Here is a 25,990-nt window from a genome sequence, read left to right as displayed (position 1 = left end):
TTCACCCGCACGCCGGCCGGCGTGCCCGTTCGTGCTGCCCGTCCTCGTTCGCCACCCCGCGTGGCCGGAACGGACCTTCCTGTGGCACGAACCGAACGACCCTCCCGGACGAACGCCCGCGACAACCGGCGCCGCCTGTCCCAGAACTTCCTCGCCGACCCCGGCGCCGCGCGCCACGTGGTGCGCGTGTCCGGGGTGGGGCCCCGGGACCTGGTGGTGGAGGTGGGGCCCGGCGAGGGCGCCATCACCCGCTTCCTGGCCCCGGCCGCACGCCGGGTGCTCGCCTACGAGCTCGACCCCCGCCTGGCCGAGCGCCTGGCCGCCCGCTACCGCGATCCCGAGCGGGGCGTCCGCGTCACGCGGGCCGACTTCACCCGTGTGCGCCCCCCGCGCGAGGACTTCGCCGTCGTCGGCAACATCCCCTACTCCCGCACCGCCGACATCGTGCGCTGGTGCCTGGCAGCCCCGCACCTGACCTCCGCCACCCTGGTCACCCAGCTGGAGTACGCGCGCAAGCGCACCGGCGGGTTCGGCAGGTGGAGCCTGCTGACCGTGAGCACATGGCCCGAGTGGTCCTGGTCCCTGGCCGGGCGGATCGACCGCCACCGGTTCCGCCCGGCGCCCCGGGTCGACGCCGGCCTGCTGGTGCTGCGCCGCCGCCGCACGCCCCTGGTGGATCCGGGGAGGACGGGCGGGTACCGGCGCATGGTCGAACTCGGTTTCGGCGGGGCGGGCGGCTCCCTGGGCGCGTCGCTGCGCCGCGCCCACCCGGCCCTCCGCGTGGACCGCGCCCTGGACGCGGCCGGGGTGGCCCGGGGCACCCCCGTCGGCCACGTCTCCCCCGACCAGTGGCTGGAGGTGTTCGACGTGCTGGACCCCCGGGGGCGGTGACCGGGGAGGGCCGTCCCGCGCGGGGCGCAGCGGGGCGGGCCCCTGCACAGGCGCGCCCCTGCCCCGGCAGGCCGCCGGGCCCCGCGTGCGCCGCCGGGGCTCCGGCCGCGCGTCGCCCCGCGCACACCTGGACGGCTGTGCGCGGGGCGGGGCCCGGGGGCGTCCTCGCCCGCCCCGGGCCCCGGCCACGCGACGGGGACACGAGGCGTCCGGCCGGGGCGGCTCCCCCGGGGCCGGGACCGGACGCGGCCTCAGCGCAGGAAGTCCAGGAGCGCGGCGACGAGTTCGGCGGGCGCGTCCTCCTGGACCAGGTGCCCGGCGCCCTCGAGGAGCCGGAGGCGGGCGCCCGGGATCGCGGCGGCCAGCCGCTCCCCCCGTTCCGGGGGCAGCCAGGTGTCCTGCCGGCCCCACACCACCAGGGTCGGCCGGTCGAGGCGGGCGTACCCGTCCTCCACCTCGGCCGTGTGGCGCTCGTCGGCCTGGGCGATCTGGCGGTAGAACGCGGGCTGCCCCTCCTCCCCCAGCCAGGGCCGCACCAGCGCGTCCAGGGTCTGGGCCCGCAGTTCGCGGTGGGCGGCCGAGGCCACGTAGGCGCGCACCAGCGCCTCGTGCAGGTGCGGCGGGAGCGCGGCGAACACGTCCGCGCTGGCGTTGACCAGGCGGAAGAAGTCGCTGCCCCAGGGGCGCACGCTCACCGCGTCCACCAGGGCGAGCCGCTCGTAGGCGACCCCGTCGAGCACGGCGGCGCGCAGGGCCACCGCGCCGCCGAAGTCGTGGGCGACCACGGCGGGCCGCTCCAGCCCCCAGTGGCCGAGCAGCGCGGTGAACGCGGCCTGCTGGGCGGGCAGGGACACGTCCTGGCCCTCGTACTTGGCGGAGGCGCCGTAGCCGGGCATGTCCCACACGTGGACGGTGTACCGGTCGCCGAGCGCGCGGACCGCGTGGCGCCACACGTAGGACGAGAACGGGGTGCCGTGCAGGAGCACGAGGGGGGCGCCGTCACCGAACCTGTCCCAGTGGACCGTCCCGTTGGGCGCCTCGAACCTGCGGCCGAGCCTCCAGTCGGCTTCGGTCATCATGAGCCCTTCCGTCGAACCGGCCCGGCGCCGGACACCCGGTACCGGGAGCAGCCAGCCTAGGGAGGACCGGTGACCGGCGGCCCGGGCGGGCCGGGCGGAGGCTCACACCCGCAGGACCGCGAAGCACTCCCCGGGCAGCGCGACGGTGGCGCCGCAGAACCGCGCGGCGCCGTTGGCCAGGACGAGTTCGCGGGGGGCGGCGTCCAGTTCCACCTCGGCGCCGCCGGGGTCCAGGTTGACCACCACCCGCAGCCCGCCCCTCACCAGGACCAGCCTGCGTCCCTCCCCCTCGGCGGTCACCGCGAAGCGGTCCAGCCGCGGGTCGGACAGCTCGGGTTCGCGGCGGCGCAGCGCGATGAGCGCCCGGTAGGTCTCCAGGACGAACCGGTGGGGCCCGGTCCAGGGCTGGGCCCAGTCCAGGACCGCCCCGTCGCGGGTGGCGGGGTCCATCGGGTCGGGGACCTCCTCCTCGGCCCACCCCAGGGCGGCGAACTCGCGGCGGCGGCCCGCGCGCACCCCCTCCGCCAGCGCGGGGTCCTCGAAGGAGGCGAAGAACGGCCACGGCGTGGTGGCGCCCCACTCCTCGCCCATGAAGACCATGGGGGTGAACGGCGAGCACAGCACGAGGGCGGCGCCGCACACGAGCAGGCCCGGCGAGAGGTGTTCGCCCATGCGGTCGCCGCGCGCCCGGTTGCCGATCTGGTCGTGGGTGCTGAGGTAGGCCAGGAACCGGTGCCCGGGGACGCGGGCGGTGTCCACGGGCGCCCCGTGGGTGCGACCGCGGAAGCTCGAGTAGGTGCCGGCGTGCCAGAACACGCGGCCGAGCGTGGCGGGCAGCGCCCCGGGGCCGGCGAAGTCGCCGTAGTAGCCGTGGGTCTCCCCCGTCAGGGCCACGTGCAGCGCGTGGTGCAGGTCGTCGGACCACTGCGCGCTCATCCCCAGGCCGCCCGCCTCGCGGGGCAGGACGGTGCGGGGGTCGTTGCGGTCGGACTCGGCGATCAGCGACAGCGGGCGCCCCAGGGCCGCGGCCAGGGCGTCGGCCTCGGCGGAGAGTTCGGCCGTCAGGGGGAGGGCGCGGTCGTCGCGCAGGGCGTGGACCGCGTCCAGGCGCAGCCCGTCCAGGTGGTAGTGGCGCAGCCAGCCCAGGGCGTTGTCCAGGACGTGGCGGCGCACGGGGTCGGAGTCGGGGCCGTCCAGGTTGAGGGAGGGGCCCCAGGCGTTCTCGCCGCGGAAGTAGGGGCCGAACCGCGGCATGTAGGCGCCCGAGGGGCCCAGGTGGTTGTAGACGACGTCGAGGAGTACGGCCAGACCACGGGCGTGGCAGGCGTCCACCAGGGCCTTGAGGGCGTCGGGGCCTCCGTAGGGGGCGTGGACCGCCGCCCACAGGACCCCGTCGTACCCCCACCCGTGGGTGCCGTCGAAGGCGTTGACGGGCATCAGCTCGACGTGGGTGACGCCCAGGTCGACCAGGTGGTCCAGCCGGCCGACGGCGGCGGTGAGGGTGCCCTCGGGGGTGAAGGTGCCCACGTGGAGCTCGTAGACGACCGCGCCGGGCAGCGCACGGCCGGTCCAGGAGGCGTCGGTCCACCCGAAGGCCGCGTGGTCGTGCACGCGGCTGGGGCCGTGCACGCCGTGGGGCTGGTCCTGGGAGCGCGGGTCGGGCAGGGGGGTGGGGTCCTCCTCCAGGAGGTAGGCGTACTCGGTACCGGGCCCGGCCCCCTCGACCCGGGCCCGCCACCACCCGTCCGCGCCCCGTTCCATGGGGACCACGCGCGCACCGGGGGCGGGGGAGCCGCCCGGTCTCCCGTCGCCCGCCCCGGGGGCCACGCTCAGGCGGACCCTCTCCAGGCGGGGGGCCCACACGGCGAAGTCGCCGTGGACGCCCAGGCCGGGCTCCGCGGTGGTCGGGATGATGTCCGGTGCGCTCACGCAGGGTGTGTACCCCCCGGCCGGCCCCGTCACCCGCGGGTCCGCCCGGGCGGAGGGCGGACCCGTGCGGGCCGCGCCCCGGGAGCGGCGCCGCAGGCTCCCGGGCGGTGCGTGAGGCCGGACGGCGGACGGGTACGCGCCCGGGCGCCGGGAGGGGCGCACGGCAGCGGCCTCGGGCGCGGGCCCGCGGCCGTGTCCGACCGGGGTCTCAGGGGCGGGGCCGGTAGGCGTGCAGCCGCACCGAGGCGGTGACGGCGAACGGCTCGGGGAGCCCGGCGACGCGGGCGCGCAGCTCCCCGGCGCCGATGTGGCGGGCGCTGGGGCCCATGCCCACGACCGTCGCCACGTCCTCGTGGGAGAGCGCCATGGCCAGGCCCAGGTCCTGTGCGCCGACCGGTGCGAAGTGTCCGTGCAGGGACTCCGCCAGGCGCTCGTCCTTGCGCGGGTCCACCTCCAGCAGTCCCAGCGGGGCGCGCAGTTCGGCCAGGTGGTCGGCGGCGGGGACGACGACGAGCAGGAGGCCGTCGGGGCGCAGCACCCGGTGGAACTCCGCCGCGTTGCGCGGCGCGAACACGTTGAGCACGGCGTGCGCGGAGTCCCCGCGCAGGGGCAGGCCGCGCCAGGCGTCGGCGGTGACGGCGCCGCCGCGCCCGTGTGCGCGCGCGGCCCGGCGGGCGGCCCACTTGGACACGTCCGCGGTCAGCCCCACGGCGCCGGGCAGGGCGTCCAGGACCCGGGTCAGGTAGTGGCCGGTCCCGCCGCCGACGTCGACCACGACCGGGGCGGCGTCGTCGAGCTCGCGGCGCAGCGCGTCGGCGAGAGCGTCCCCCACGAAGTCGTAGTGTCCGGCCTGCTGGAAGCGCAGGCGGTCGGCGACCATCTCCTTGCTGTCGCCGGTCCCGGGGGGCGTGGCCCCGGTGAGCAGGCTCGCGTAGCCCTCCCGGGCCACGTTGAAGCTGTGCCCCGCGGCGCAGGCGAGGCCGCGCTCGTCCGGGCGCAGGCCCTCGCCGCAGGCGGGGCAGGCCAGGAGGGCGGCGACGGTGCCTGGCATCCGCAGCCTGGGGCCGGTGTGGTGTGTGGTGTTCGCTTGCGCCATGATCGCCGCTCAGCCTATCCCGTCGCCCGGACCGGGGCGGGGCGGTGGACGGCCGGGGCGGGCCCGGCCCCCGCGGCTCCGGCCGGGGCCTGCGGGCGGGTGGGCACGGCGAACCCCGCAGCGGTCCCCCGGTGCGGCCCGGGACGCGGGATCCGCGGCCCCGGCCGGGGCGGGCAGCGCCGATTCCCGCGCGGAGGGCGGAACCACTTCCCGCCGCCGGGTATCTGAGATCGTAGTCACCGTCGACCTCGCAGCCCCCACCCCCCTGAGGCGCCCTCGCCCTCCACCCGCAAGGAGCACGCGTGAAACCCCCTGTCGCGGACCGCTACCGACTCGACGAAGTGATCGCCGCGGGCGGCATGGGAACGGTCTGGCGGGGCCATGACCTGCGCCTGGACAGACCGGTCGCGGTCAAGCTGCTGCGCGACACCGCCTTCCAGGACGCCGAGGGCGCCCGGAGGCGCTTCGAGCGCGAGGCCAGGGCCGCGGCCAGGCTCAGGGGGCCCGGCTTCGCGGAGGTCTACGACCACGGCGAGACGGTCCTGGACGGCGAGAAGCTCGCCTACCTGGTGATGGAGCTGGTCGAGGGGGAGTCCCTCACGGCGCTGCTCAGACGCGAGGGCCCGCTTGTGCCCGATCGGGCCATGGAGATCACCGCCGTGGTCGCCCAGACCCTGCAGACCGTGCACGACGAGGGCATCGTCCACCGCGACATCAAACCCGGCAACATCCTCATCGACCTGGACGGGGAGGTCAAGCTCGTCGACTTCGGCATCGCCCGGATCAACGACGCCACCTCCCTGACCTCCACCGGCATCGCCCTGGGAACCCTCTCCCACGCCTCGCCCGAACAGCTCGACATGGGCGAGCTCACCTCCCGCACCGACATCTACTCGCTCGGCACGGTCGCCTACCAGTGCCTGGCCGGGAGACCGCCCTTCGACTCCGTCGACCGCGCCGCCGTCATCGCGGCCCACCTGAACGCCGAGCCGCCCCCGCTGCCCGACCACGTCCCCGACCTGGTCGCGCACGTGGTGCTCGTCGCCCTGGAGAAGGACCCGCGCGACCGGTGGGGTTCGGCGCAGGAGTTCGCGGCGGCCTGCCGGGACGCCGCGTCCGGCGACCGGACCGTGCTCACCCGGCGCACGCGCAGCAGGAGGGCGGGCCCCCGGGGGCTGTGGTCCTGGCGGGGCGGGTTCGTCGCGATGGCGGTGGCCGCCGCGCTGCTGCTGACCGCGACACTGGTGTGGTCCCCGCTGACGGGGGCGGGCGGCTCCCCCGCGACCGCGGACGGGGCCGCCGCCGAGGCCCCCGCACCGACCGGCGGCACGCCCTCCGGCGACGGCGGGCCGTCCGCGCCCGAACGCGACCGGGGTCCCGGCGCGACGGCCCCCGCCTCGGCCTCCGACGAGGCCCCGGGCGCCTCCGAGCGGGAGGAGGACGACGAGGAGGACGGGGACGACGGGGAGGACGGGGGCTCCCCGCGGGACGACGGCGCGCCCTCGGGCGGGAGCGGGTCGGGGGACGGGAGCGGAGGCGGCGGTGGCGGATCCGGGGGCGGTGGCGGTGGCGGTGGCGGGTCGGCCCCCACCGACGGCACCGTGCCCGACGTCGAGGGGATGACGACGCACAGTGCCAGGAGCGTCCTGCGCGAGCGGGGGTTCACCAACGTCCAGGGGCAGTGGCAGACCTGGGGCGAGGGGCAGAACTTCCTCCCCTCCGAATGCGAGGTGCTGTCCCAGACACCGGCCTCCGGCACGGACCAGGACCTCGACGCACCGGTGCGCCTGACCTACTTCTACTCCCGCGGCCTCCCGGACTGCGGTTTCCCCGTCTTCGGCCGGTAGGCGCCCCCGGGGAGCATGGCGCCGCCGGGACGACCCGCGCGGGCGCCGCGCCGGTCACCGGCGGACCAGCACGGCCACCGGGTAGCGCCCGAGCAGCTCCGCGAGCGGCGCGCACGTGTGCCCGTCGGTGCGCGCGGGCGCGAGGACGCGCCCGGTGAGCCGGTCGGTCCACTCCCCCGGGCCCGCGGGCAGTGCCAGGACGGTGTCCGCCCACCCCCCGTCCCCGGCCAGCCCCAGCGGCAGGCGGGTGGCGACCGCCACCACGTCGGGGTGGCGCGCCCCCCGCGAGGTACGGGCGAAGGCCACGGCGTGGTCCGCGGCCCGCCCCGAGGCGGTGAGCGCCAGGTAGCCGGCGGGGCGCAGCTCCCGGCGCAGGCGCAGGCAGGTGCGGACCAGGTGGAGCTTGGCCGCGCCGGTCCCGTCCACGGGGGGCAGCCACCCCTCCTCCAGGCGGGCGAGCATGTCGGCGCGGAGCCGGTGGTCCACGGGCCTGCGGTTGTCGGGGTCGACCAGGGAGAGGTCCCACAGCTCGGTGCCCTGGTAGACGTCGGGGACCCCGGGGCCCAGCAGCTGCACGGCCTTCTGGCCCAGGGAGTTGCTCCACCCCGCGCCGCGCACCGACTCCACCGCCGAGACGACCTCCTGCCTCAGGGCGGGGTCGCCCAGGACCCGGCCGGGCCAGGAGCGCACCCGCTCCTCGAAGTCGGCGTCGCGGTCGGTCCAGGAGGTGCCCAGGCGCGCCTCGCGGGCGGCCTTGAGCAGGTACTCGGCCAGGCGCTCCTCCCCGATGGGCCAGGCCCCGACCAGGGTCTGCCAGCCCAGCAGGTTGAGCGCGGGCTCGGGCAGGGCGCACCGCCCGGTCCAGCGGCGCACCGCTCCGGCGAAGGCCTCCGGTGTCTCGGACAGGGCGGCCAGGCGGGCGCGCACGTCCTCGGAGCGCTTGGTGTCGTGCGTGGACAGGGTCGTCATGGCGGCGGGGCGGGAGGCCTCCCGCCGGGCCGCCCCGTCGTGGAACTCGCCCGGGTCCACGGCGAAGCGCGAGGGGTCGCCGCCCACCTCGTTCAGGGCCGCGAACCTGGTCCCCCGGTAGAACGCGGTGTTCTCGGTCCCCATCGCCACGACCATGCCGCTGGTCTGCTGGATGCGGCGGGCCGGCTCACCGGAGGGGTCGCCGCGCACCAGCCGGTCGATGTCCTCCAGGTCCGGGGCCAGGTCGGGGCGCCGCCCCCGGGCCCGCTCCACCGCCGCGGCCCAGTCGGCCTCCCCCTCGGGGAGGTAGGAGCGGTACACCCCGAAGGCGCACAGGAGCTCGGCGACGGCCTCCTCGCCCCGGCGGGCCGCCCCCTCGGGGTCCGGATCCGCTCCGCCCCCGGCCCGGGACGGCAGCAGGGCGGCGATGCGCCGCACCTCCGCGCGCAGCAGCACGGTGGCCGCGTGGCGGCGCGCCCCCTCGTCGAGGGCCTGCGCGTCCACCTCCACGCCCTGCTCCCGGGCCAGGTCGGTGAAGGCGGCCTCCCCGGCCGGGTCGACGAACAGCCCGCACACCTCCCGCAGGGCGTCGTAGCCGGTGGTCCCGGCCACCGGCCAGGACTGGGGCAGGCTCTCGCCGGGGGCGAGGACCTTCTCCACCACCACCCACCCGCCGAAGCGCCCGGCGAGCCTGCGCAGGTACCCGCCGGGGTCGCTGAGCCCGTCGACGTGGTCCACCCGCAGCCCGTCGAGCTGGCCCAGCTCCGCCCACCGCAGGATCTCGGCGTGGGTGGCGTCGAACACGCCCGGCTCCTCGACGCGGACGGCGGCCAGCCCGTCCACGTCGAAGAACCTGCGGTAGGTGAGTTCGGAGTCGCCGCGGCGCCAGGACACCAGCCGGTAGTGCTGGCGCCCGTGGACGTCGCCGGCCCGGTCGCCGGGGGCGTACGTGCCAGGGGCCAGGGGGTAGCGCTTGTCGTGGTAGGCCAGGCACCCGTCGACCACGCGGAGGTCCTCCAGGGCCGAGGCCCCGCCGTCCCCGTCGTCGGCCAGCACCGGCACCAGGACGGGCCCGGCGTCGAAGTCGACGTCGAAGCAGCGCGCGTACACCGACGCCCGCCCGTGTTCGAGCACGTCCCACCACCAGGGGTTGGCGTCGGGCCGGGCGACGGACATGTGGTTGGGCACGATGTCCACGACCACGCCCAGGCCGCGCTCGCGGGCCTCGGCGGCCAGGGCGGCGCGGGCGGCGTCGCCGCCCAGCGCGGGCGAGACCGCGGTGGGGTCGACCACGTCGTAGCCGTGGCCGGACCCGGGCGCGGCGGTCAGGATCGGCGAGAGGTAGAGCGCGCCCACCCCGAGCCGGTCCAGCTGGTCCAGCAGACCCGCGGCGTCCTCCAGGGTGAACCCGGGGCCCAGCTGCAGGCGGTAGGTTGACGTCGGAGCGGCGGCCGTGGGCGTGCTGTGCGTGCTCGTCACGCACGTACCCGTGCCCGCGCCGCCCGCGTGTCATGCACGCCCGTCACCGCAGGCGGTGAGCGCCATCCCACACGGGGGCGCTTTGGGGGTGTTGGTCCACCGATGGTTAAATTCTTCGGCGGTGGACCATCACCAGCGACGACGTGCCGGGAACCGGCCGCGGCGGTGAGACCAGGACCACCGACACCGACGAAGGGGATAGAAGCAGTCGTGCTCCCGTCCAACAAGCACACCAAGACCGGCGCCCCGCGCCACCGCGGCGCCTACCGGGGGGCGGCCTCGGCCGCGCTCGCCGGTCTGCTGCTGGCGACCACCGCATGCGGAAGCGACGACGCGGTCCAGGGAACCGCCCCTCCCGCGGTCCCCGACGACCTGGAGTGCTTCTCCGGAAGCCTGTCGGGCGCCGGGTCCAGCGCCCAGGAGAACGCGATGACGACCTGGATCGCGGGCTACCAGTCGGCGTGCGAGGACGCCCGCGTGTACTACGACTCCATCGGGTCGGGCGGGGGGCGCAACCAGTTCATCGACGGCGCCGTGGCCTTCGCCGGGACCGACGCCGCGATGGACCCCGACGAGAACGGCGACGCCATGGAGCGCTGCGGCGGGACGAACACCATCAACCTGCCCGCGTACGTGGTGGCCATCGCCGTGGTGTTCAACCTCGAGGGCGTGGACTCCCTGAACCTGCGCCCGGACACGATCGCCAAGATCTTCAACCAGGACATCACCCGCTGGGACGACCCGGAGATCGCCGAGGACAACCCCGACGCCGACCTCCCCGACCTGGAGATCACCCAGGTCAACCGCGCCGACGACTCGGGCACCACCGAGAACTTCACCAACTACCTCAGCCAGGCGGCCCCCGACGCCTGGCCGCACGAGGCGGGCGGCCAGTGGCCGATCACCCCGCGCGAGTCGGCGCAGGGCAACAGCGGTATCGCCGACACGGTCCAGCGGGCCGAGGGCTCGATCGGGTACGTGGAGATGTCGCACGTGCACGGGATGTCCACGGCGAACATCGGGGTCGGCGGGGAATTCGTGGAGATCTCCCCCGAGGCCGCCGCCCAGGTGGTCGCCGACTCCCCCCGCCGCGAGGACAACGCCAGCGAGCACGACCTGGCCCTGGACCTGGAGTACGGCACGACCGAGGCGGGCAGCTACCCGCTGGTCCTGGTCAGCTACGAGACCGTGTGCGAGGAGTACCCGGACGCGACCGAGGCGGAGAACGTCAAGTCGTTCCTGCGGTACGTGGTGAGCCCCGAGGGCCAGGAGGCGGCCTCCGCCGAGACCGGCTCCACACCGGTCAACGACACCCTGCGCGAGCAGCTCCTGGCGTCGATCGACGCCGTGGGCGCGCGGGACTGACGCGTCCGCCCGGGACGGGGCGGACCGAGCGGGCGCGCCGCCCCTGCGGCGCGCCCGCTTGACGTTCGGCGTCGGGTACCTTACGTACGGACCGCGTCGCGCTCGGTCACAGGGCCGGGCGCCGTGGTGGGCGTGCGGGGCCCGCTCGTCTCCGGGCCGGTGTCTTCCCCCATCTGCCCTGACACGGCCGGACCCCGCACGCCCTCCCCCGGGACCCCGCCTCAGCCCTCCTGGGCCGGGTCCCGGCCGGCGGCGGGGCCGTGTGCCCGCTCGCGCCGCAGGCGTCTCAGCGTGCCGCGCCAGGCGGACCTCACCAGGGCGCCCACCGGCCGCCGCCCGCCCCGCCGCGCACCGGACGCCGGCGCCCCCTCCCGGGACCCCGCGTCCCCGTGGGGGCACGGGGCGGCGACCGTGTCGGGGGCGGTGCGCGGCGGAGGCGGCACCGAGCGGTACAGCGACAGGTCGGTGAGCGTCTCCTGGCCCGCGTGGATGCGGTAGCGGCCGTGCAGCTCGGCGACCACGTCCCCCAGGTCCTCCTCCTCGCCGCACACCCGCATGGCCCGGGCCAGGGCCCGCGTCCGCCACAGCCGCACACCGGCGTCGCGGGCGGGCGAGGTGGCGGAGAACAGCTCGGTGAGCCCGGCGCGGGCGCGTTCGGCGCTGGCGAGCAGCCGTGACAGGGCGACCTGCCCCAGCCCCCACGCCACCGGGACCTGGAGCAGGAAGGGCGAGGGGAAGCCGGTGCGGGGCGCGGCGGTGGCGAAGGAGATCCGGGGCTCGCGCAGGTAGTTGGCCTGGACCAGGCGCAGGTCCAGGTGGGGGCCGGCGGGGGCGCCGCCCCCGTCGCGCGCGCCCTCCCAGTCGGCGACCAGGGTGATGGCCAGGTCGGTCTCAGCGCTGTCCAGGAGCCGGTCGACGCAACCGCGGACCAGGTCGTAGGGGGCGCCGGACACGTCGACGACGGCGTGCACCAGGGGGATGCGGCGCCGGTGGGCGGGGACGCGTTCGCGGTAGGCGTGGGGGTGGGGCATGAGTTCGGCGAGCACCTGGGTGCGGAAGCGCTCGGAGGGCAGCCGGGTGCGCGCGGTGCCCGCCCGGCCCACGTGCCAGGCGGTGGCGGCGTGCTCGGGCACCATGACCGCGCCCGCCTGCCAGAGGCGGTAGCCGAACTCGGTGTCCTGGCCCAGGTCGAGGTCGGGGTCCACCCCTCCGGCGGCCTCGTACAGGTTGCGCCGCACACCCGCCGCCGCGCCGACGTAGGCGTGGAAGCCCAGGTGGTCGGCGTCGCGCAGGCGGTCGCTCTGGGTGAGCAGGCACTCGACCCACTCGTGGCGGCGGCCGGTGTCCAGGCTCCGGTGCAGGGTCCCGGCCCGGACGCGGGCCAGGAGCTCCTCCGGGGTCCGGGGGCCGGCGTCGGCGAAGCGGACGCGGCCCAGGGTGACGGCCTCGGCGTGCGTGTGGTGCCAGCGGGCCTGGGCCTCGACGAACTCGGGGCCGGCGACCATGTCGGCGTCCATCCACACGAGGATGTCGCCGGTGCTGGCGTGGGCGCCGTAGGCGCGGGAGTACCCCGCGCCCCATCCGCCCTCGGGGACGTTCAGGACGCGGCACCGGGCGGGGCGCAGCGGGGGCAGGCGCAGGGCGGGCGAGGAGTGGTCGTCCACGACCACGACCTCCAGCAGGTCCTCGGGGTAGGTCTGGGCCGCGAGGGAGGCCAGGGCGAGGTCGAGCCGGCGCTGTCCGCCGCGGGCCGGCATGACCACGCTGACGCTCAGGTCGGGGGTCCAGCGGCCGATCTCGGGGGGTGTCAGCGCACTCCAGTCGTTGCGGAAGACGCGGGTGAGGACCCGTTCGACCCGCCCGCGGTGGGACACCCCGTCAACATGAGACCCTACGTGCTTATTCAGTGACACAGAGTCACTATAGCCCTGTTTCCCCGAACCGCTGCGGCCTTCCCCGATGTGTCACCGGATCACCCGGAGAGCACCCCGGGCACACCGCGGGGCGCGCCGCACCAGCGAGTGCGACGCGCCCCAGGAGGCGGACTACCGGCCCCTCCCGGCGGAATCGGCCCTGAGCATCCTCACCCCGAGGACGACCACGCCGACGGCCAGGGCGATGACCACGCCCCAGATCAGCAGGCCGACCACCACGGAGAGCAGCCAGAAGAAGGCGAGCACCACCGCCACGCCGGCGGCGACCCTGAACAGAAGTCGTCCCATGGGCCGAAGGATACGCGGGCCGCGCCCGGACACGGGCGCGGACCCGCCCCCGCCGCGGCCCGGCGCCCGGACCCGGCCCGGGCGCCGGGACCGGCGGCAGGAACGACATCCGCCGGTCCGCCACAGCGACGCCGGGGCCCGCACCGGCCGCCCCCGCGGCCGGTCCGCTAGCCGACGCGGACCGCCCCGGAGAAGACGCCGTCCCAGTACGCGGCCAGCGAGACCTCCTCCAGCGGCTTGGAGGGGTTGGAGCCGTGGATCATCATCCCGTCGCCGGAGTAGATCCCCACATGGCTGGGGGCGGACTCGCTGTAGAAGAACAGCAGGTCACCCGGCTGGACCTCGTCGCGCGAGACGCGCGTGCCCGCGTTCACCTGGTCGTAGGTGGTACGGGGCAGGCTCACGCCCGCCTGGGCCCACGCCGCCTGGACCAGGCCCGAGCAGTCGTAGCCGTCGGGCCCGGTGCCGCCCCACACGTAGGGCTTGCCGATCTGCGCGCGGGCGAAGTCCAGGACCGCCTGGACGTCCCCGGACACCGCGCCGGCGTCCCCTCCGGTGGCGGCCGCGCCGGCGGCGCCCGCCGTCGGGTCCACCCCGCCCAGGCTCTCCAGCACCGCGGCCTGCTCCTCCAGGGCCGCCTCGCCCTCCTCCTGGGCGGACTCGGCCTCGGACAGGGCCTGCGCGGCCCCCTCCTCGGCCGCCGCGGCCTGCTCGCGCAGCTCCTCGGCGCGCTCCACCTCCACGACGTAGTCCGCCAGGACCACCTCCTGTCCCTCGGAGAGGAAGTTGAGGTCGGCCACGTTCTGCAGCGCCGCGTCGGGGGAGCTGTCGAACAGCACCGTGAAGAGGCTGTGCGTGGACTCGGTGTAGGCCACCCGGGCGATCCCGGAGACCTGGCCGGACATGGCGTCCAGGTCCTCCTGCGCCTCGGCCAGCCGGGCGTCGATGTCCTCCAGCTCGGTCCGGGCGCTGGAGTGGTCCTCCTCCGCCTGGTTGAAGGCCTCGTTCAGCACCGAGAGCTCCTCCTGGAGCTCCTCGTAGCGCTGCTGCGCCTCCTCCGCGGTGGGTTCGGCCAGTGCCGGAGCCGAGGAGAGGGCGAGCGCGCCGAGGGCGACGAAACCGACCGTCGCGACACGGCGCCTTCCACGCGAACCGGGTTCGGGGTTGCGAGTCAAGGGTTCGACTGCCTTTCTCCCACACCCGTCTACCAGCGCAGGGCATCCCGCGGACACACCTGTGGCAGGCGTGCGGGGATGAGCGGTAGGGGGTCCCGGTACGCGGCGGGAAGGCCGCGGGAGGTGTGCCGGGCGTGCTGCGGTGGCCCCCGCCCTCGGGAAGAGAACTGCTGACGGGCGGGGTGCGACGGAAACCGGACGCCGTCACCCTGGTGGTGACCGAGCGGTGCGTTCCGACCTGAGGGAACACTAATTCACGACAAGAGCGAAACGCGACCCTTTCGTTACCTCGCCATGGGCAACCCCCTGACCTGCGGGGTCGTGCCGAAGGAGCGCAAAACCCGACAGCTCCCGCGAAGCGGGCACACATCATCCCCGCCCCGAACACACCAAAACCAGGTCAAGTACCCCAGAAAAAGAGACGTGTATCACGAGAACCGGGGGAAGGGGCGGGCACCTCCCCTCCCCCGGCCGACATCACAGGTGGCGCTGCCACCAGTCCAGGACCGCCTCGAAGCGCGCGACCCGGTGGCTGGGCAGCCCCGACCTCGACAACTCGTGCCCCTCACCCGGGAACAACAGCATCTCCGCCTCGTGCCCGCGCAGCTTGAGCGCCACGAACAGGCGCTGGGCCTGCTCCACCGGACACCGCCAGTCCTCCTCCGAGTGGATGATCAGGAACGGCACCCCGATCCGGTCGGCATAGGTGAGCGGACTCTCCTTCGCCCACACCTCCGGCGGACCGTACAGCGGCCGCGGGAAGAACGAACCGATGTCGGAGGAGCCGTGGAAGCTCTCGATCGCGTTCACCGCCCGCTCGCTGATCGCCGCACGGAAGCGCCCGCCGTGGTGCGCCGCGATCCACGTCGTCATGAAGCCGCCGTGCGAACCGCCCATGACGCCCACCCGCGAGGAGTCCAGCCGCCCGTCCTCCAGGGCCGCGTCCAGGAACGCCATCACATCGGCCGCGCTCACCTCGCCCACCGCGCCGATGATCGCCCGGCCGTGCCCGTCCCCGTACCCCGAGGACCCGCGCGGATTGCACATCACCACCGCGTACCCCGCCGCCGCGTACACCTGGGTCTCGTCGAAGAGCTGGTGGCCGTAGGGCGCGAACGGGCCGCCGTGGATCATCAGCACCACCGGGTGCGGCCCCTCCCCCTCGGGAAGGGTGACCCACCCGTGCACCGGGTACCCGTCGGGCGCGTGCGCCGTCAGCTCGGCCATCGGGAGCGGGGCCGGCCCCCGCGCGAACCCCGTCAGCCGCCTGACACCGTCCCCGGACACCACCACCAGCTCACCGCTGGAGCGCCCGTCGGCCACCACCGCGACCGTCACACCGCCCGCGCTGTCGAACGACTGGACCTGCGCCTTGTCGCCCACCAGGACCCGGGGCACACCGCCCCCGAAGGGCACCAGCACCAGATCGACCGCGCCCCGGTTCTCCGCCAGGCCCAACACCCCGTCCGCCACCACCAGCAGGGGACCCGTCATCCGCGGCCCTTCCCCCGGCGTCAGGCGCGTCGGCGCCGCCGAGGCGTCCGCCGGGACCGACCACACCCCGGTCGTGCGCCCCGCGAAGTCGTCCAGGTCCGGGCCGAGCTCGTCACCGCTGAAGAACACCGTCGAACCGTCCCCGGAGAACCGGCCGCCCCAGGCGTCCAGGTCCCCCGCGGTCACCCGGCGGGGCCGTGCCCCCTCCTCCGGCGCGCACGCCCACACGTCCTGCACCAGGTCGGTGTCGCGCGCCTCGTGCCGCGAGGCCGCGAACAGCAGCTCGGAGCCGTCGGGCCGCCACGCCACGTCGGCGTGCTCGAAGTCGCCCCCGGTTACCCGGACCGGCTCCCCCGTCTCACCCGAGGCGTCCACCGGCGCGGACACGAACACGTGCGAGCGGCGGTCGTTGGTGAACCCCAGGCCGTCCAACCGGTACTTGACCTGCGTGATGCGCCGGGGCGGCTCCTTGCCCGGCTCCACGCCCACGTACCGGCCCGGCTCGGGGACCCTGGCGGTGTAGGCGAGGCGGCTGGAGTCCGGACTCCAGCGCGGCGCCCCGGCGCCCAGGGGGTGCGACGTGATCTTCCAGGGCTCACCGCCGTCGGCGGGCAGCACGTGGATCTGGGCGCGCTCGTCCTCGTCGGGACGCAGGAAGGCGATCCAGCGCCCGTCGGGGGAGAACACCGGGCCGCTGTCCCTGGCGCCCCGGGTGAGGCGTGCGGGCGGGGCCGACCCGTCCGTGGGGACCGACCACAGGGAACCGAGGTAGGCGTCCTCCTCCAGGTCCGGTCGGGTCACGGCGAAGACCGCGCGCCGCCCGTCCGGCGACAGGGTCGGAGCGCTGAGGCTGTGCAGGTGGACGATGTCAGCAGGTTTCATACACGGATGGCCGTCCCGGCGCGGGGGCGCCGCGACCGCCCCCTCCTTATCCCTTTGCGGGGCGCCGTCGTCCGGAGCCTCCGCGTACCAGGTACGGCGCGACCACGTCGGGGCACGACCGCTCGAACACGGGATGCGCTCCGGTCAGGAGACCACCCCAGGGGGACCCTATCCACGCCCGTAGCCGGAAATCCAGGCACTTTCCCGGTTCACCCGCGACAACCGCCGCCGACCCCACCCGGACCGGGCCCGGACGCGCCGTCCGGCCCGCCCCCGCCCCGGAGGAACCCCGCCGGGGCACGGGCCACCGGCCCCGGGCCCCGCCACGGCGCCGCGCCCCGGGCACCCCCGCCCCCTCACGGCGAGCGCTCCACCGGAACCCCCGTCCGACTCCGCACCGCGCTGTCGGTCTCCAACCGCACACACACCCACCGACCCTCCACCCGCCGCGCCCTGAACGCGAACACCCGCGACCGCCGGGCACAGCCGATCACCGCACTCGCCTCCACCTCGGGAGCACCCGACCCGCCCGCGTCCGCCCTCTGGTGGAACACCCTCCCCAACCGGGGCGCCAACCCGCACGGGATCGCCCCCCGCAGCCGACGCAGCTCCTCACGGACCGGAACCGCCAACTGGTCCCGCAGCACCTCCGGCGCACGGCGGCCCACCAGCACCTCCGCCAGCCGCTGGGCCAGCAGATACACCTCACCCGGCGTCCGATGGCCCGCCAGCAGCGGACCGGCCGCGCACCGGCCCGCCGCCGCCCCGGCAAGCGGGGCCCGGCCCGGGGTCCGCACCGGACGCGCACGCCCGCCCGCCACCCGGGCACCGGACGAGGGCTGGTGCGGCGCCGACCGCCGACCCGCCGCCGCGGACCCGCGGCACGGCCCCGGGGAGCGGCGGACCGGCGGGGCCCCCGCCCCCCGCGAGCCCCCCGACCCGGCGGAGGAACCCGGCACCGGCTCCGCGTGCGCGCCCTCCCCGGGACGGCGGACCTGCGCCGGACGGCCCGGACCCCCGCGGTCCGGAAGGGCCTCCGGCCCCCGGGCCCCCTCGCAGGCCGGCGCACCGGCCCGGACCCGGTGCTCGGCCCCCCGGCGGGCGGAAGGGCCGCGGTGGACCGCAGGACCGGAACGGCACGCCGGCAACGGGCAGCGGTGACGTGGAGGGGTGGTCGACATGAACGGGTCCCTTCGACGAGGATGACGTCCGCCTACACCCCTCCACAGAGCACGCCGCACACCGCCCGCTCCACCGGGCATTCCAGGTTTTCCGGATTTCCGGGCACCCCGCGGCGACGGGCGCGCCGCACCGCACAACCGGCATACTGCAAGGCGTGACTCACGCGTACCTCTCCTCCCCCGTACCCGTGGCCCTCGCCCACCGGGGCGGATGGCTCACCGACGACCAGGGCGTGCGCAGCACCGAGCTGGAGAACACGGCGGCGGCCTTCCAACACGCCGTCGACCTCGGATACACGTACCTGGAGACGGACGTCCACGCCACCGCCGACGGCGTCCTCATGGCCTTCCACGACCCGACGCTGGACCGCGCCACCGACAGGACCGGCGCCATCGGCGACCTGCCCTTCAGCGAGGTCGCCCGCGCACGCGTGGGCGGACGCGAACCCGTACCGCTCATGGAGGACCTCCTCGGCTCCTGGCCCGACGCGCGGTTCAACATCGACCTCAAGGCCGACGCCGCCGTCCTCCCCCTCATCCGGGTCCTGCGCCGCACCCGCGCCTGGGACCGGGTGTGCGTGGGCTCCTTCGACCAGAGGCGCCTGGACCTGGCCCGGCGGCTCTTCGACCGCCCCGTCGCCACCTCCTGCGGACCCGCCGACGTGGTCCGCCTGCGCATCGCCTCCCTTTCCCCCCTGCTGCGCCCCCTGGCCGGCCGCACCCCCGTGTGCGCCCAGATCCCCCTGTGGCAGGGCGGCTTCCCCGTGCTCAGCCGCGACCTCATCCACACCGCCCACCGCCTGGGCATGCAGGTGCACGTGTGGACCGTCAACGACCCCGGGGTGATGGAACGCCTGCTCGACGCGGGCGTGGACGGCATCGTCACCGACAACACCACCGCGCTCCGGCGGATCCTCCTCCGCCGGGGCCAGTGGACCGACCGCCCCGCCGGCCCCGGCCGAACCCTCCAGAACGGATGACCCCCATGGGCGACCCCACGGAGGCGGCGGCGGACAACGCCCCCTCCAGCGACCCGGTCCAGCGCAGGCGCGAACAGCGCGGCTGGTACCTCTACGACTGGGCCAACTCGGTGTTCATCACCTCGGTGGTCACCGTCCTCATCGGCCCCTACCTGAGCAACCTGGCCTGCGTGTCGGCCGGCGCCCCCGACGCCGCGTCCTGCCTGGACCCGTCGCTGACCGTCGCCCCGCTCGGGACCGAGCTCCTCACCCTCCACCCCAACGCGCTCTACCCCGCGCTGACCACGGTCGCGATCCTGCTCCAGATCGTCTGCCTGCCCGTCCTGGGGGCGATGGTCGACCAGTCCCGCCACAAGAAGCGGTGGCTGTTCTGGCTGGCCCTCAGCGGGTCGCTGTCCACCCTCGGGCTGTACTTCGCCGACGGCGGCTACATGCTGGCCTCGCTCCTGTTCGTGCTGGCGAACCTGCTGTACGGCCTCTCGATCGTGGTGTACAACGCGTTCCTGCCCGAGATCTCCACCTCCGACGAGCGCGACCGGGTGTCGGTGACCGGCTGGGGCATCGGCTACCTGGGGGGCGCGCTCCTGCTCGCCGCCCACCTGGGCCTCGTGGTCGGCGCGGACTCCCTGGGGATCGGCGCGGACGACGCGGCGCGCATCGCGTTCGCCTCCTGCGGCATCTGGTGGGCGGGCTTCACCGTCCTGGCGGTCAGGCCGCTGCGCAACAGGTTCGGCGCGATGGCGGCGCGCGGACGAGGCCGCCCCCGGGTGGGGCGGTCAGTGCGCGAGTTCGGACACACGCTCAAGGACATGCGCAAGTACCCCAACACGATCCTTTTCCTGCTGGCCTTCATCTTCTTCAACGACGGCGTGCAGGCGGCGATCCGCTACGCGGCGCCGTTCGCGACACAGGACCTCGGGCTGCAACAGGACATCCTCATCGTCACGATCCTCGTCATCCAGTTCGTGGCGTTCGGCGGCGCGTTCCTGACCGGGTGGATCTCCCGTTTCCTGGGGACGAAGAACACCGTGCTGGCCTCGCTGGCGGTCTGGGGCGCCCTCGTGGCGGCCGCGTACTTCCTGCCGGTGGGGAACGTGCCCCTGTTCATCGCCATGGGTGTGGGCATCGGCCTGGTGCTGGGCGGGACGCAGTCCCTGGCGAGGTCGATGTACTCCCAGCTCATCCCGAAGGGCAAGGAGGCGGAGTACTTCAGCCTCTTCCAGATCTCGGACCGGGGGTCGACGTTCCTGGGGTCGCTGACCGTGACGATCGCGGTGTCCCTGACCGGCGGCTACCGGGTGGCGATCCTGTCGCTCATCGCGTTCTTCCTCCTCGGAGGGGTGCTGCTGTGGCGGACGCGGATGCGCGAGGGGATCGTCGCAGTGGGCAACGAGGTCCCGAAGAACCTCTGACCCCCCGATGACGGACCCCGGCTGCCCGCCGGGGTCCGTCCGCGCTGTGACGAACAGCCACCTTTACGACGTAGATTCACTATGTCGGCGCCTCCCCGGCGCGGGGCGTCAGGGGAGAGGACCATGAGGGCGGTGGAGCCGTCCACGGCGACCAGGGCGACGGTGAAGCCGTTCATGGCGAAGGCGGGGCCGACCCCCGGAGCCGCGACCCCCGTGTGACCCTGGCCACAACCGGACAGCGCCATCGCGCCGGAAGCGGGTAGACCACGTGGATGAGCGACCTCGCATTCTTCAAGTCCAGCCACTCCCTCGAACGGGGGGAATGTGTGGAGGTGGCCTTCCGCACGCCCCCGCGTCCCCCCGGGGACGGCGCTCGCGCGACGGCCGCGGGCCCTCCCGTCGGCGCCGCCCTCCGCGACTCCGGGCACCCCCGCCGGGGGCGCCTGGACGTCCCGCGCCGGGAGTGGGCGGTCTTCCTCGGCACGGCGAGGCTGTGACCGTGGGGAGCACAGCCGTGTACCTGGTGGTCCTCGCCATGCTCGTCGCGCTGGTCGTGTCCCTGGCGAGCGCCTCCCCGCGGTCGGGGGAGGACGCGGCGGGACCGCACGGATCCGGCGGCGACGGAGGCGGGGCGGGCGACGGAGGCGGCTGACGCGCCGGGGCCCCGACGGAGCGCCCTCGCCCATGCCTCCCCCGGTCCTCTCCGCGTCCCCCGTGCCCGGGCTGTCGGCGGTCACGGGGATACTGGGCCCACGGGCAACGGGGGAACGCGGGAGGTGCTGTGCGGGTCGTGCACGGCGTGTGGGTCGGGGACGCGCTGGCGGTCTGGGCGGAGGCGGACGCCCCGTCCCTGGAGGCCCGCGGGGGAACGGGGGCCGGGTCACCGCGCCCGCACCCGTTCGCCGCGGGTACCGCCGAGCTGCGCACCCTTCCCGGCACCGGGTCGGCCTCACCGCTGGTCCTCGGGCTCACCCTCCCCGGCGACACCTCCGCCCCCTCCCCCTCCACGGCAGCCGACGGGGAGCCCGCGGCCTTCCACCCCTGGCGGGTGCCCGCGCTCCGCCTGCCGCCCGCCGGGGCCGAGGCCTTCCTGGCCGCCGCTCCCCCGGTACCGGCCGGCCCCTCCCTCCGCCACCTGGCGGCCGTCCGGGAGTTCGCCGAGCAGCTCGTCACCACGGGCTGCGTCCTTCCCGACCTGGTCGGGAACCCGCCCCGGGCGCGGTGGCGCCCCGCGCCCGTGGACTGGGCGGAGGAGCACCTGGCCGCCCTCACGGCCGCCCTCCCGCCCTCCGCCCGCTCCCACATGCCCGGCGAGTCCCCGGACCGCGCCGCCCGCTCCTGCGTGCTCGCCCCCCTCGAACTCCTCACGGACGCCGTCGCCCGGCGGCTGGCCGCCCGGCCCCGCCGCGCCGCCGGGCCGGACGACGGCACGGCCACCCCCGGGCAGCGCCTCGCCGCCGCCCTCACCGGAACGCGGGACGCCGTGGACGCCGGGACGGCCGACCGCCTGCGCGGCCCCCTCCGGGACTGGCGCTCCCGGCTGCGCGGCGCGGGACGCGCCACCCTCCTCCTCGTCCTGCGCGAACCTGAGCGGGGCGGGCCCTGGACTGTCGAGTTCTGGGTCCGCTCGGTCTCCGACCCCGGGCTGCGCCTGCCCCTGGAGCAGGTCTGGCTGGGCGAGGGCTCCGCCTGGCTCCCCGCCGACGTGGGCGCCACCGCCCTCGCCGACCTCGACCGCGCCGCCCGCCACTACCCCCGGCTGCGGCGCGCGCTGCGCGACCTGGCCCCCGCCCGCCTGATGCTCACCACCGAGGACGCGCAGGAGTTCGTGTCCTCGGCCGCGCCCCGCCTGACGGCCGCGGGGTTCGCGGTGGTGCTGCCCGAGTGGAGCGGCCACCGGGGGATCGGCCTGCGCGTGAAGGTGGAGGAGGCCGGGCCCGCGCGGCGGCGCGGCGGGGGCGGGGTGGGCCCCTCCGACCTGGTCTCCGTGTCCTTCGAGGCGCTCCTGCGCGGAACGGGGGCCGACGGGAACGACGCCGAGCCCCTGACCGGGGAGGAGCTGGCCGAACTCGCGGAGCTGGCCCGCCTCAAGCGCTCCCTGGTGCGCGTGCGGGGCCGGTGGATGGAGATGGACCCCGAGCGGGTCTCCGCCGCCCTGGACCTGGTCACCCGCCGCGGCGGCCACCGCATGCGCACCGACGAGGCGCTGCGCACGGCCCTCGGCGTGGCGGGGACCGCGCCCCTCCCCGTGGGCGACGTGGTCGCGGACGGGCCCCTGGGCGCCCTGCTGGACGGCGGGGCCGAGGCGGAACCCCGCCCCATGGGCGCTCCTGCCGGCTTCCGGGCCTCGCTGCGCCCCTACCAGGACCGGGGCGCGGCCTGGCTGCGCTTCCTGGGCGAGCTCGGCCTGGGCGCGGTCCTGGCCGACGACATGGGCCTGGGCAAGACCGTGCAGCTGCTGGCCCTGCTCGCCGACGAACGCCTCCGCGACCCCGCGCCCGGCCCCACCCTGCTGGTGTGCCCGGTGTCGCTGGTGGGCAACTGGAGGCGGGAGGCGGAGAGGTTCGCACCCGACCTGCGGGTGCACGTCCACCACGGCCCCGACCGGCCGTCCGGCAACGCGCTCGCCCGCCTGGTGGGCGGCTGCGACCTGGTGGTGACCACCTACGGCGTGGTCACCCGGGACGCGGAGGAGCTCTCCGGCATGCCCTGGCACCGGATCGTGTGCGACGAGGCCCAGGCGCTCAAGAACCACGGGACCCGCCAGGCCGCGGCGGTGCGCTCGCTGCCCGCGGCCACGCGGGTGGCGCTCACCGGCACGCCGGTGGAGAACAACCTCGGCGAGCTGTGGTCGGTCATGGACTTCGCCAACCCCGGCCTGCTGGGGTCGGCCGCCGCGTTCGAGCGGGCCGTCACAGGCGAGGACGGGCCCGACACGGGCCTGGTGCGCCGGATGACCGGGCCGTTCGTGCTGCGCCGCCTCAAGACCGACCGGTCGATCATCGCCGACCTGCCCGAGAAGATGGAGATGCGCACCTGGTGCACGCTCACCCCGGAGCAGGCCTCGCTGTACAAGGCCGTGGTCGACGAGATGGCCGAGCGGATGGCGGAGGCCACGGAGAAGGAGCGCAGGGGCCTGGTCCTGGCGACCATGTCGCGGCTCAAGCAGATCTGCAACCACCCGGCCCAGTTCCTCGGGGACGGTTCGGCCCTGGCGGGCCGCTCCGGCAAGCTCGACCGCCTGGAGTCGATCCTGGGCGAGGCGGCGGCCGAGGGCGACAAGGCGCTCTGCTTCACCCAGTACGCGCGGTTCGGCGACCGGTTGGAGCCCTACCTGCGCTCGCGCCTGGGGGTGCCGGTCCTGTGGCTGCACGGCGGCACACCGCGCGCCGAGCGTGAGGAGATGACCCGGCGCTTCCAGTCCATGGAGGGGCCCGCGGTGTTCCTGCTCTCGCTCAAGGCGGCCGGGACGGGGCTGAACCTGACGGCGGCCAACCACGTGGTGCACCTGGACCGCTGGTGGAACCCGGCCGTCGAGAACCAGGCCACCGACCGGGCGTTCCGCATCGGGCAGCGCCGGGACGTGCAGGTGCGCAAGATGGTGTGCGTGGGAACGGTCGAGGAGCGGGTGGACGAGATGATCGAGCGCAAGAGCGCGCTCGCGGACAGCGCGGTCGCGACCGGCGAGCAGTGGCTGGCGTCCCTGTCGGTGGAGGACCTGCGCGAGGTGGTCCGGCTGTCCCCGGAGGCGGTGGCCGGATGAGCGCCTGGTCGGAGCTGCTGTCGGAGTCGCTGGGGGCGCCGGCCGGGGCCGCCCCGGCGGTGGAGCGGTTGTCGGTGCGCCCCGGGGAGGTCGCGGCGCGGGTGCGCGCCGGGGGCGGCCGCGGGAGCGTGCACGAGGTGAGCCTGATCCGCCCGGTGCCGCCCGAGCCGGAGCGGGAGCGCGTGTGCGCCGCGCTGGCCTCCCAGCCGGTGTTCCGGGCCAGGATCCTGGCGGAGGAGCTGCCCGTGGCGGCGGACCGCGTGTTCGCCCTGCTGGGGTGGAACCTGGTCCCCCGGAGCTGGGACGCGCTGGTGGCGACGTGCTCGTGCGAGGTGTGGGAGTCCAGGTGCGCCCACCTGGGCGCGGTCGCGGCGGCCCTGGGCGCGGAGGCCGACCGGGACCCGTTCGTCCTGACCCGGTGGCTGGGGCTCGACCGCCGCACCCTGGTGGCCCGGGTCAGGACGCTCTCCCCCTCCGCCGCGCAGGGGCCCGCGGCGCAGGAGGAGGCCGTGTCCGGCGGCGCGGAAGCGCCGCAGGGCGTCCGCGGCGGGGCCGGACAGCCCTCGCCCCCCGCCCCGCCGGACGCCGCGGCGACCTCGGCCGCCGTGTTCTGGTCGGCGCCCGCGATCCCGGCCCCGCCGACCCCGCCGGGCGGCACGGGCGAGCGCGTCAGGGCCTCCGCCCCGGGGCTCGTGGCGGACGAGCTGCCCGGGTTCGGCCGTCCCGGGGCGTGAGGCGCGGCGGGCCGGTGCGCTCTTTCCCCTTTCTACGGAAAACGCCGGTGGGCTCGGCCGAACGCGGCTACGATGCGCCTGAAGATCGCTGCACGGCCTTTCCGCCGCAGGGCGGCCCCTCGCGCCGAGGGGTCCGGGGCCGTGCGCAGACCGGCGATCGGCGCGCACGCGCGCGGGCAGAGCGAGGGAGGTGACCGATGGCGGCCCTGGTCCGCTCCGGGCCGGCGTTCCGTCCCGGACCGCTCTCCCGGCTCCGGTCCCCGCTCGCCTCCGCATCCCGGGACTCCCGCGCGCCCTCCGCACCGCGGGACCGGCCCACCGCCTCCGTATCCCGGAGCGGCCCCGTCCCGCACGACGGCCGGAGCGGCGACACCCCGGAAGCCTTCCGGCGGCATGCCCTCGCCGCACCCGGTCCGGCGCACCCCTCCCGGAGCACCGGCGGCTCCCCACCCGGATCCCCGCCCTCCACGACGGCGCCCCCGCCCCGGGGACCCGCCACCGCTGTGTCGGCCCGCACCGGCGGGCCGACGGGTACGCGAACACGACGAAGAAGGAGGCAGGGGCTCCCTCGGCCCGGTCCGCGGACCGGGTACAGCCCCAGACATCTGATGGCCGATCGCTTCCCCCCCGACATCGACATGGAAACCCCCAGCATCGCGCGTATGTACGACTACCTGCTGGGCGGCAAGGACAACTTCGAGGCGGACCGGAAGGCCTGCGAAGTGCTCGCCGCGGGCACTCCCGAACTCGTCTCCTTCGCGAACGACAACCGCGCCTTCCTCTCCAGGGCCGTCGAGTACGTGGCGGCCCGGGGCGTGGAGCAGTTCCTCGACCTGGGAGCGGGGCTCCCCACCGCCAACAACACCCACCACGTGGCGCAGCGCGCCAACCCCCGGGCCCGGGTGGTCTACGTCGACCACGACCCGATCGTGCTCGCGCACGGCCGGGCGCTGATCAACGACAGCGCGGAAACGGCGTTCCTGCTCTCGGACATCAGGGAGACGGACCGGGTCCTCGGCGCTCCCGAGACCCGGCGGCTGATCGACACCGACCTGCCGGTGTGCGTGATGCTGGTGTCCCTGCTGCACTGCCTGCCGGACCACGACGACCCGTTCGGCATGGTGCACCGGCTGATGGAGCGGCTGGCCCCGGGCTCCTGCGTCATCTTCTCCCACATCGTCTCCGACGACCCCGCCTCGGGCGCGTGGATGACCGACCAGATCCTCTCCTTCGGCACGCCGTGGGGACGCGTGCGCAGCCCGGAGGAGGCCTCTGCGGTCTTCCGGGGCCTCGAGCTGGCCAGCCCGTGGACCGACGGGCGCGAGGACGGCGGGCCCCGGGCCGTGGACTGCGCCTCCTGGCGCCACCCCGACGTGCCCCCCCGGTTCCGTCCCGAGGACCCCGGAGTGAAGCTGTGGGAGCTGTCGGGGGTGGCGTTCAAGCCCTGACCCGGCCGCTCCCTCCCGCGGCACGGTCGGCCGCGGCCGCGCCG

At 75.8% G+C, this 25,990-nt stretch carries 19 protein-coding genes; 10 read left to right on the top strand and 9 right to left on the bottom strand.

Annotation, left to right across the window (positions count from 1 at the left end):
* The first annotated feature begins 81 nt into the window (after positions 1-81).
* Positions 82-891, top strand: a complete 810-nt coding sequence (erm, locus tag ACQPYD_RS14240) for an ErmE/ErmH/ErmO/ErmR family 23S rRNA (adenine(2058)-N(6))-methyltransferase (protein WP_433701465.1) — start codon at positions 82-84, stop codon at positions 889-891.
* A gap of 251 nt (positions 892-1,142) precedes the next feature.
* On the opposite strand, the gene ACQPYD_RS14235 is transcribed toward erm, so the two are convergent.
* From ACQPYD_RS14235 to ACQPYD_RS14225, 3 genes are all read right to left on the bottom strand, one after another.
* Positions 1,143-1,967, bottom strand: a complete 825-nt coding sequence (locus tag ACQPYD_RS14235) for an alpha/beta fold hydrolase (protein WP_433702048.1) — start codon at positions 1,965-1,967, stop codon at positions 1,143-1,145.
* A 105-nt stretch (positions 1,968-2,072) separates the two neighbouring features.
* Positions 2,073-3,899: a malto-oligosyltrehalose trehalohydrolase gene (gene treZ, locus ACQPYD_RS14230; protein WP_433701464.1), complete on the bottom strand. Its 1,827-nt coding sequence runs from the start codon at positions 3,897-3,899 to the stop codon at positions 2,073-2,075.
* Between the two features lie 208 nt (positions 3,900-4,107).
* Complete coding sequence (locus ACQPYD_RS14225) at positions 4,108-4,995, bottom strand: putative RNA methyltransferase (RefSeq protein ID WP_433701463.1); 888 nt, start codon at positions 4,993-4,995, stop codon at positions 4,108-4,110.
* A 302-nt stretch (positions 4,996-5,297) separates the two neighbouring features.
* On the opposite strand from ACQPYD_RS14225, the gene ACQPYD_RS14220 reads away from it, so the two are divergent.
* Positions 5,298-6,842 (top strand): serine/threonine protein kinase, encoded by a 1,545-nt coding sequence (locus tag ACQPYD_RS14220; protein ID WP_433701462.1) that lies wholly within the window; start codon positions 5,298-5,300, stop codon positions 6,840-6,842.
* Positions 6,843-6,896: 54 nt separating this feature from the next.
* Here the strand turns inward: ACQPYD_RS14220 and treY are convergent, their stop codons facing one another.
* A complete protein-coding gene (gene treY / locus ACQPYD_RS14215; RefSeq protein ID WP_433701461.1) occupies positions 6,897-9,290 on the bottom strand; it encodes a malto-oligosyltrehalose synthase in 2,394 nt (797 codons plus the stop codon).
* A 210-nt stretch (positions 9,291-9,500) separates the two neighbouring features.
* Here treY and pstS point away from each other — a divergent pair, with 210 nt between their 5' ends.
* Positions 9,501-10,655 carry a phosphate ABC transporter substrate-binding protein PstS gene (gene pstS, locus ACQPYD_RS14210; protein WP_267949904.1) on the top strand — a complete coding sequence of 385 codons (1,155 nt, stop codon included), beginning with the start codon at positions 9,501-9,503 and terminating at the stop codon, positions 10,653-10,655.
* Between the two features lie 221 nt (positions 10,656-10,876).
* Here pstS and ACQPYD_RS14205 read toward each other — a convergent pair whose 3' ends face one another.
* The 5 genes from ACQPYD_RS14205 to ACQPYD_RS14185 all read right to left on the bottom strand — a co-directional run bounded on the left by ACQPYD_RS14205 (position 10,877) and on the right by ACQPYD_RS14185 (position 17,609).
* Positions 10,877-12,529 carry a glycosyltransferase gene (locus ACQPYD_RS14205; protein WP_433701460.1) on the bottom strand — a complete coding sequence of 551 codons (1,653 nt, stop codon included), beginning with the start codon at positions 12,527-12,529 and terminating at the stop codon, positions 10,877-10,879.
* Between the two features lie 171 nt (positions 12,530-12,700).
* Positions 12,701-12,877, bottom strand: a complete 177-nt coding sequence (locus ACQPYD_RS14200) for a hypothetical protein (protein WP_344181395.1) — start codon at positions 12,875-12,877, stop codon at positions 12,701-12,703.
* 167 nt (positions 12,878-13,044) lie between these two features.
* A complete protein-coding gene (locus ACQPYD_RS14195; protein ID WP_433701459.1) occupies positions 13,045-14,052 on the bottom strand; it encodes an NlpC/P60 family protein in 1,008 nt (335 codons plus the stop codon).
* 477 nt (positions 14,053-14,529) lie between these two features.
* On the bottom strand, positions 14,530-16,428 hold the full coding sequence (locus tag ACQPYD_RS14190) for a S9 family peptidase (RefSeq protein WP_433701458.1): 1,899 nt from the start codon (positions 16,426-16,428) through the stop codon (positions 14,530-14,532).
* A gap of 356 nt (positions 16,429-16,784) precedes the next feature.
* The gene (locus ACQPYD_RS14185) at positions 16,785-17,609 is read right to left on the bottom strand and encodes an Rv3235 family protein (RefSeq protein ID WP_433701457.1); all 825 of its coding nucleotides are present in this window, start codon (positions 17,607-17,609) and stop codon (positions 16,785-16,787) included.
* Positions 17,610-17,764: 155 nt separating this feature from the next.
* On the opposite strand from ACQPYD_RS14185, the gene ACQPYD_RS14180 reads away from it, so the two are divergent.
* The 7 genes from ACQPYD_RS14180 (at position 17,765) to ACQPYD_RS14150 (ending at position 25,946) form a co-directional block, all read left to right on the top strand.
* Entirely contained in the window at positions 17,765-18,589 is an 825-nt protein-coding gene (locus ACQPYD_RS14180; protein WP_433701456.1) for a glycerophosphodiester phosphodiesterase, read from the top strand.
* A 5-nt stretch (positions 18,590-18,594) separates the two neighbouring features.
* Positions 18,595-20,001, top strand: coding sequence for an MFS transporter (locus ACQPYD_RS14175; protein WP_433701455.1), 1,407 nt, complete (start codon positions 18,595-18,597; stop codon positions 19,999-20,001).
* Positions 20,002-20,273: 272 nt separating this feature from the next.
* Positions 20,274-20,498, top strand: a complete 225-nt coding sequence (locus tag ACQPYD_RS14170) for a DUF397 domain-containing protein (protein ID WP_330160324.1) — start codon at positions 20,274-20,276, stop codon at positions 20,496-20,498.
* A 2-nt stretch (positions 20,499-20,500) separates the two neighbouring features.
* Positions 20,501-20,653, top strand: a complete 153-nt coding sequence (locus ACQPYD_RS14165) for a hypothetical protein (RefSeq protein WP_433701454.1) — start codon at positions 20,501-20,503, stop codon at positions 20,651-20,653.
* 129 nt (positions 20,654-20,782) lie between these two features.
* A complete protein-coding gene (locus ACQPYD_RS14160) occupies positions 20,783-23,764 on the top strand; it encodes a DEAD/DEAH box helicase (RefSeq protein ID WP_433701453.1) in 2,982 nt (993 codons plus the stop codon).
* Positions 23,761-24,498 carry a hypothetical protein gene (locus tag ACQPYD_RS14155; protein ID WP_433701452.1) on the top strand — a complete coding sequence of 246 codons (738 nt, stop codon included), beginning with the start codon at positions 23,761-23,763 and terminating at the stop codon, positions 24,496-24,498. Before ACQPYD_RS14160 ends, ACQPYD_RS14155 begins: the two co-directional genes overlap by 4 nt.
* 608 nt (positions 24,499-25,106) lie before the next feature.
* Positions 25,107-25,946, top strand: a complete 840-nt coding sequence (locus ACQPYD_RS14150; RefSeq protein WP_433701451.1) for an SAM-dependent methyltransferase — start codon at positions 25,107-25,109, stop codon at positions 25,944-25,946.
* Positions 25,947-25,990: the final 44 nt, after the last annotated feature.

This window comes from Nocardiopsis sp. CA-288880 (assembly GCF_050955985.1).
GTDB lineage: Bacteria > Actinomycetota > Actinomycetes > Streptosporangiales > Streptosporangiaceae > Nocardiopsis > Nocardiopsis tropica.
This window is presented reverse-complemented; position numbering and strand designations above follow the sequence as displayed.

Coding starts and splice junctions, on each gene's coding strand:
- ACQPYD_RS14235 (WP_433702048.1), bottom strand. CDS start 1,967: ATGACCGAAGCCGACTGGAGGCTCGGCCGCAGGTTCGAGGCGCCCAAC.
- ACQPYD_RS14225 (WP_433701463.1), bottom strand. CDS start 4,995: ATGGCGCAAGCGAACACCACACACCACACCGGCCCCAGGCTGCGGATG.
- ACQPYD_RS14200 (WP_344181395.1), bottom strand. CDS start 12,877: ATGGGACGACTTCTGTTCAGGGTCGCCGCCGGCGTGGCGGTGGTGCTC.
- ACQPYD_RS14190 (WP_433701458.1), bottom strand. CDS start 16,428: ATGAAACCTGCTGACATCGTCCACCTGCACAGCCTCAGCGCTCCGACC.
- ACQPYD_RS14185 (WP_433701457.1), bottom strand. CDS start 17,609: ATGTCGACCACCCCTCCACGTCACCGCTGCCCGTTGCCGGCGTGCCGT.
- ACQPYD_RS14175 (WP_433701455.1), top strand. CDS start 18,595: ATGGGCGACCCCACGGAGGCGGCGGCGGACAACGCCCCCTCCAGCGAC.
- ACQPYD_RS14170 (WP_330160324.1), top strand. CDS start 20,274: ATGAGCGACCTCGCATTCTTCAAGTCCAGCCACTCCCTCGAACGGGGG.
- ACQPYD_RS14155 (WP_433701452.1), top strand. CDS start 23,761: ATGAGCGCCTGGTCGGAGCTGCTGTCGGAGTCGCTGGGGGCGCCGGCC.
- ACQPYD_RS14150 (WP_433701451.1), top strand. CDS start 25,107: ATGGCCGATCGCTTCCCCCCCGACATCGACATGGAAACCCCCAGCATC.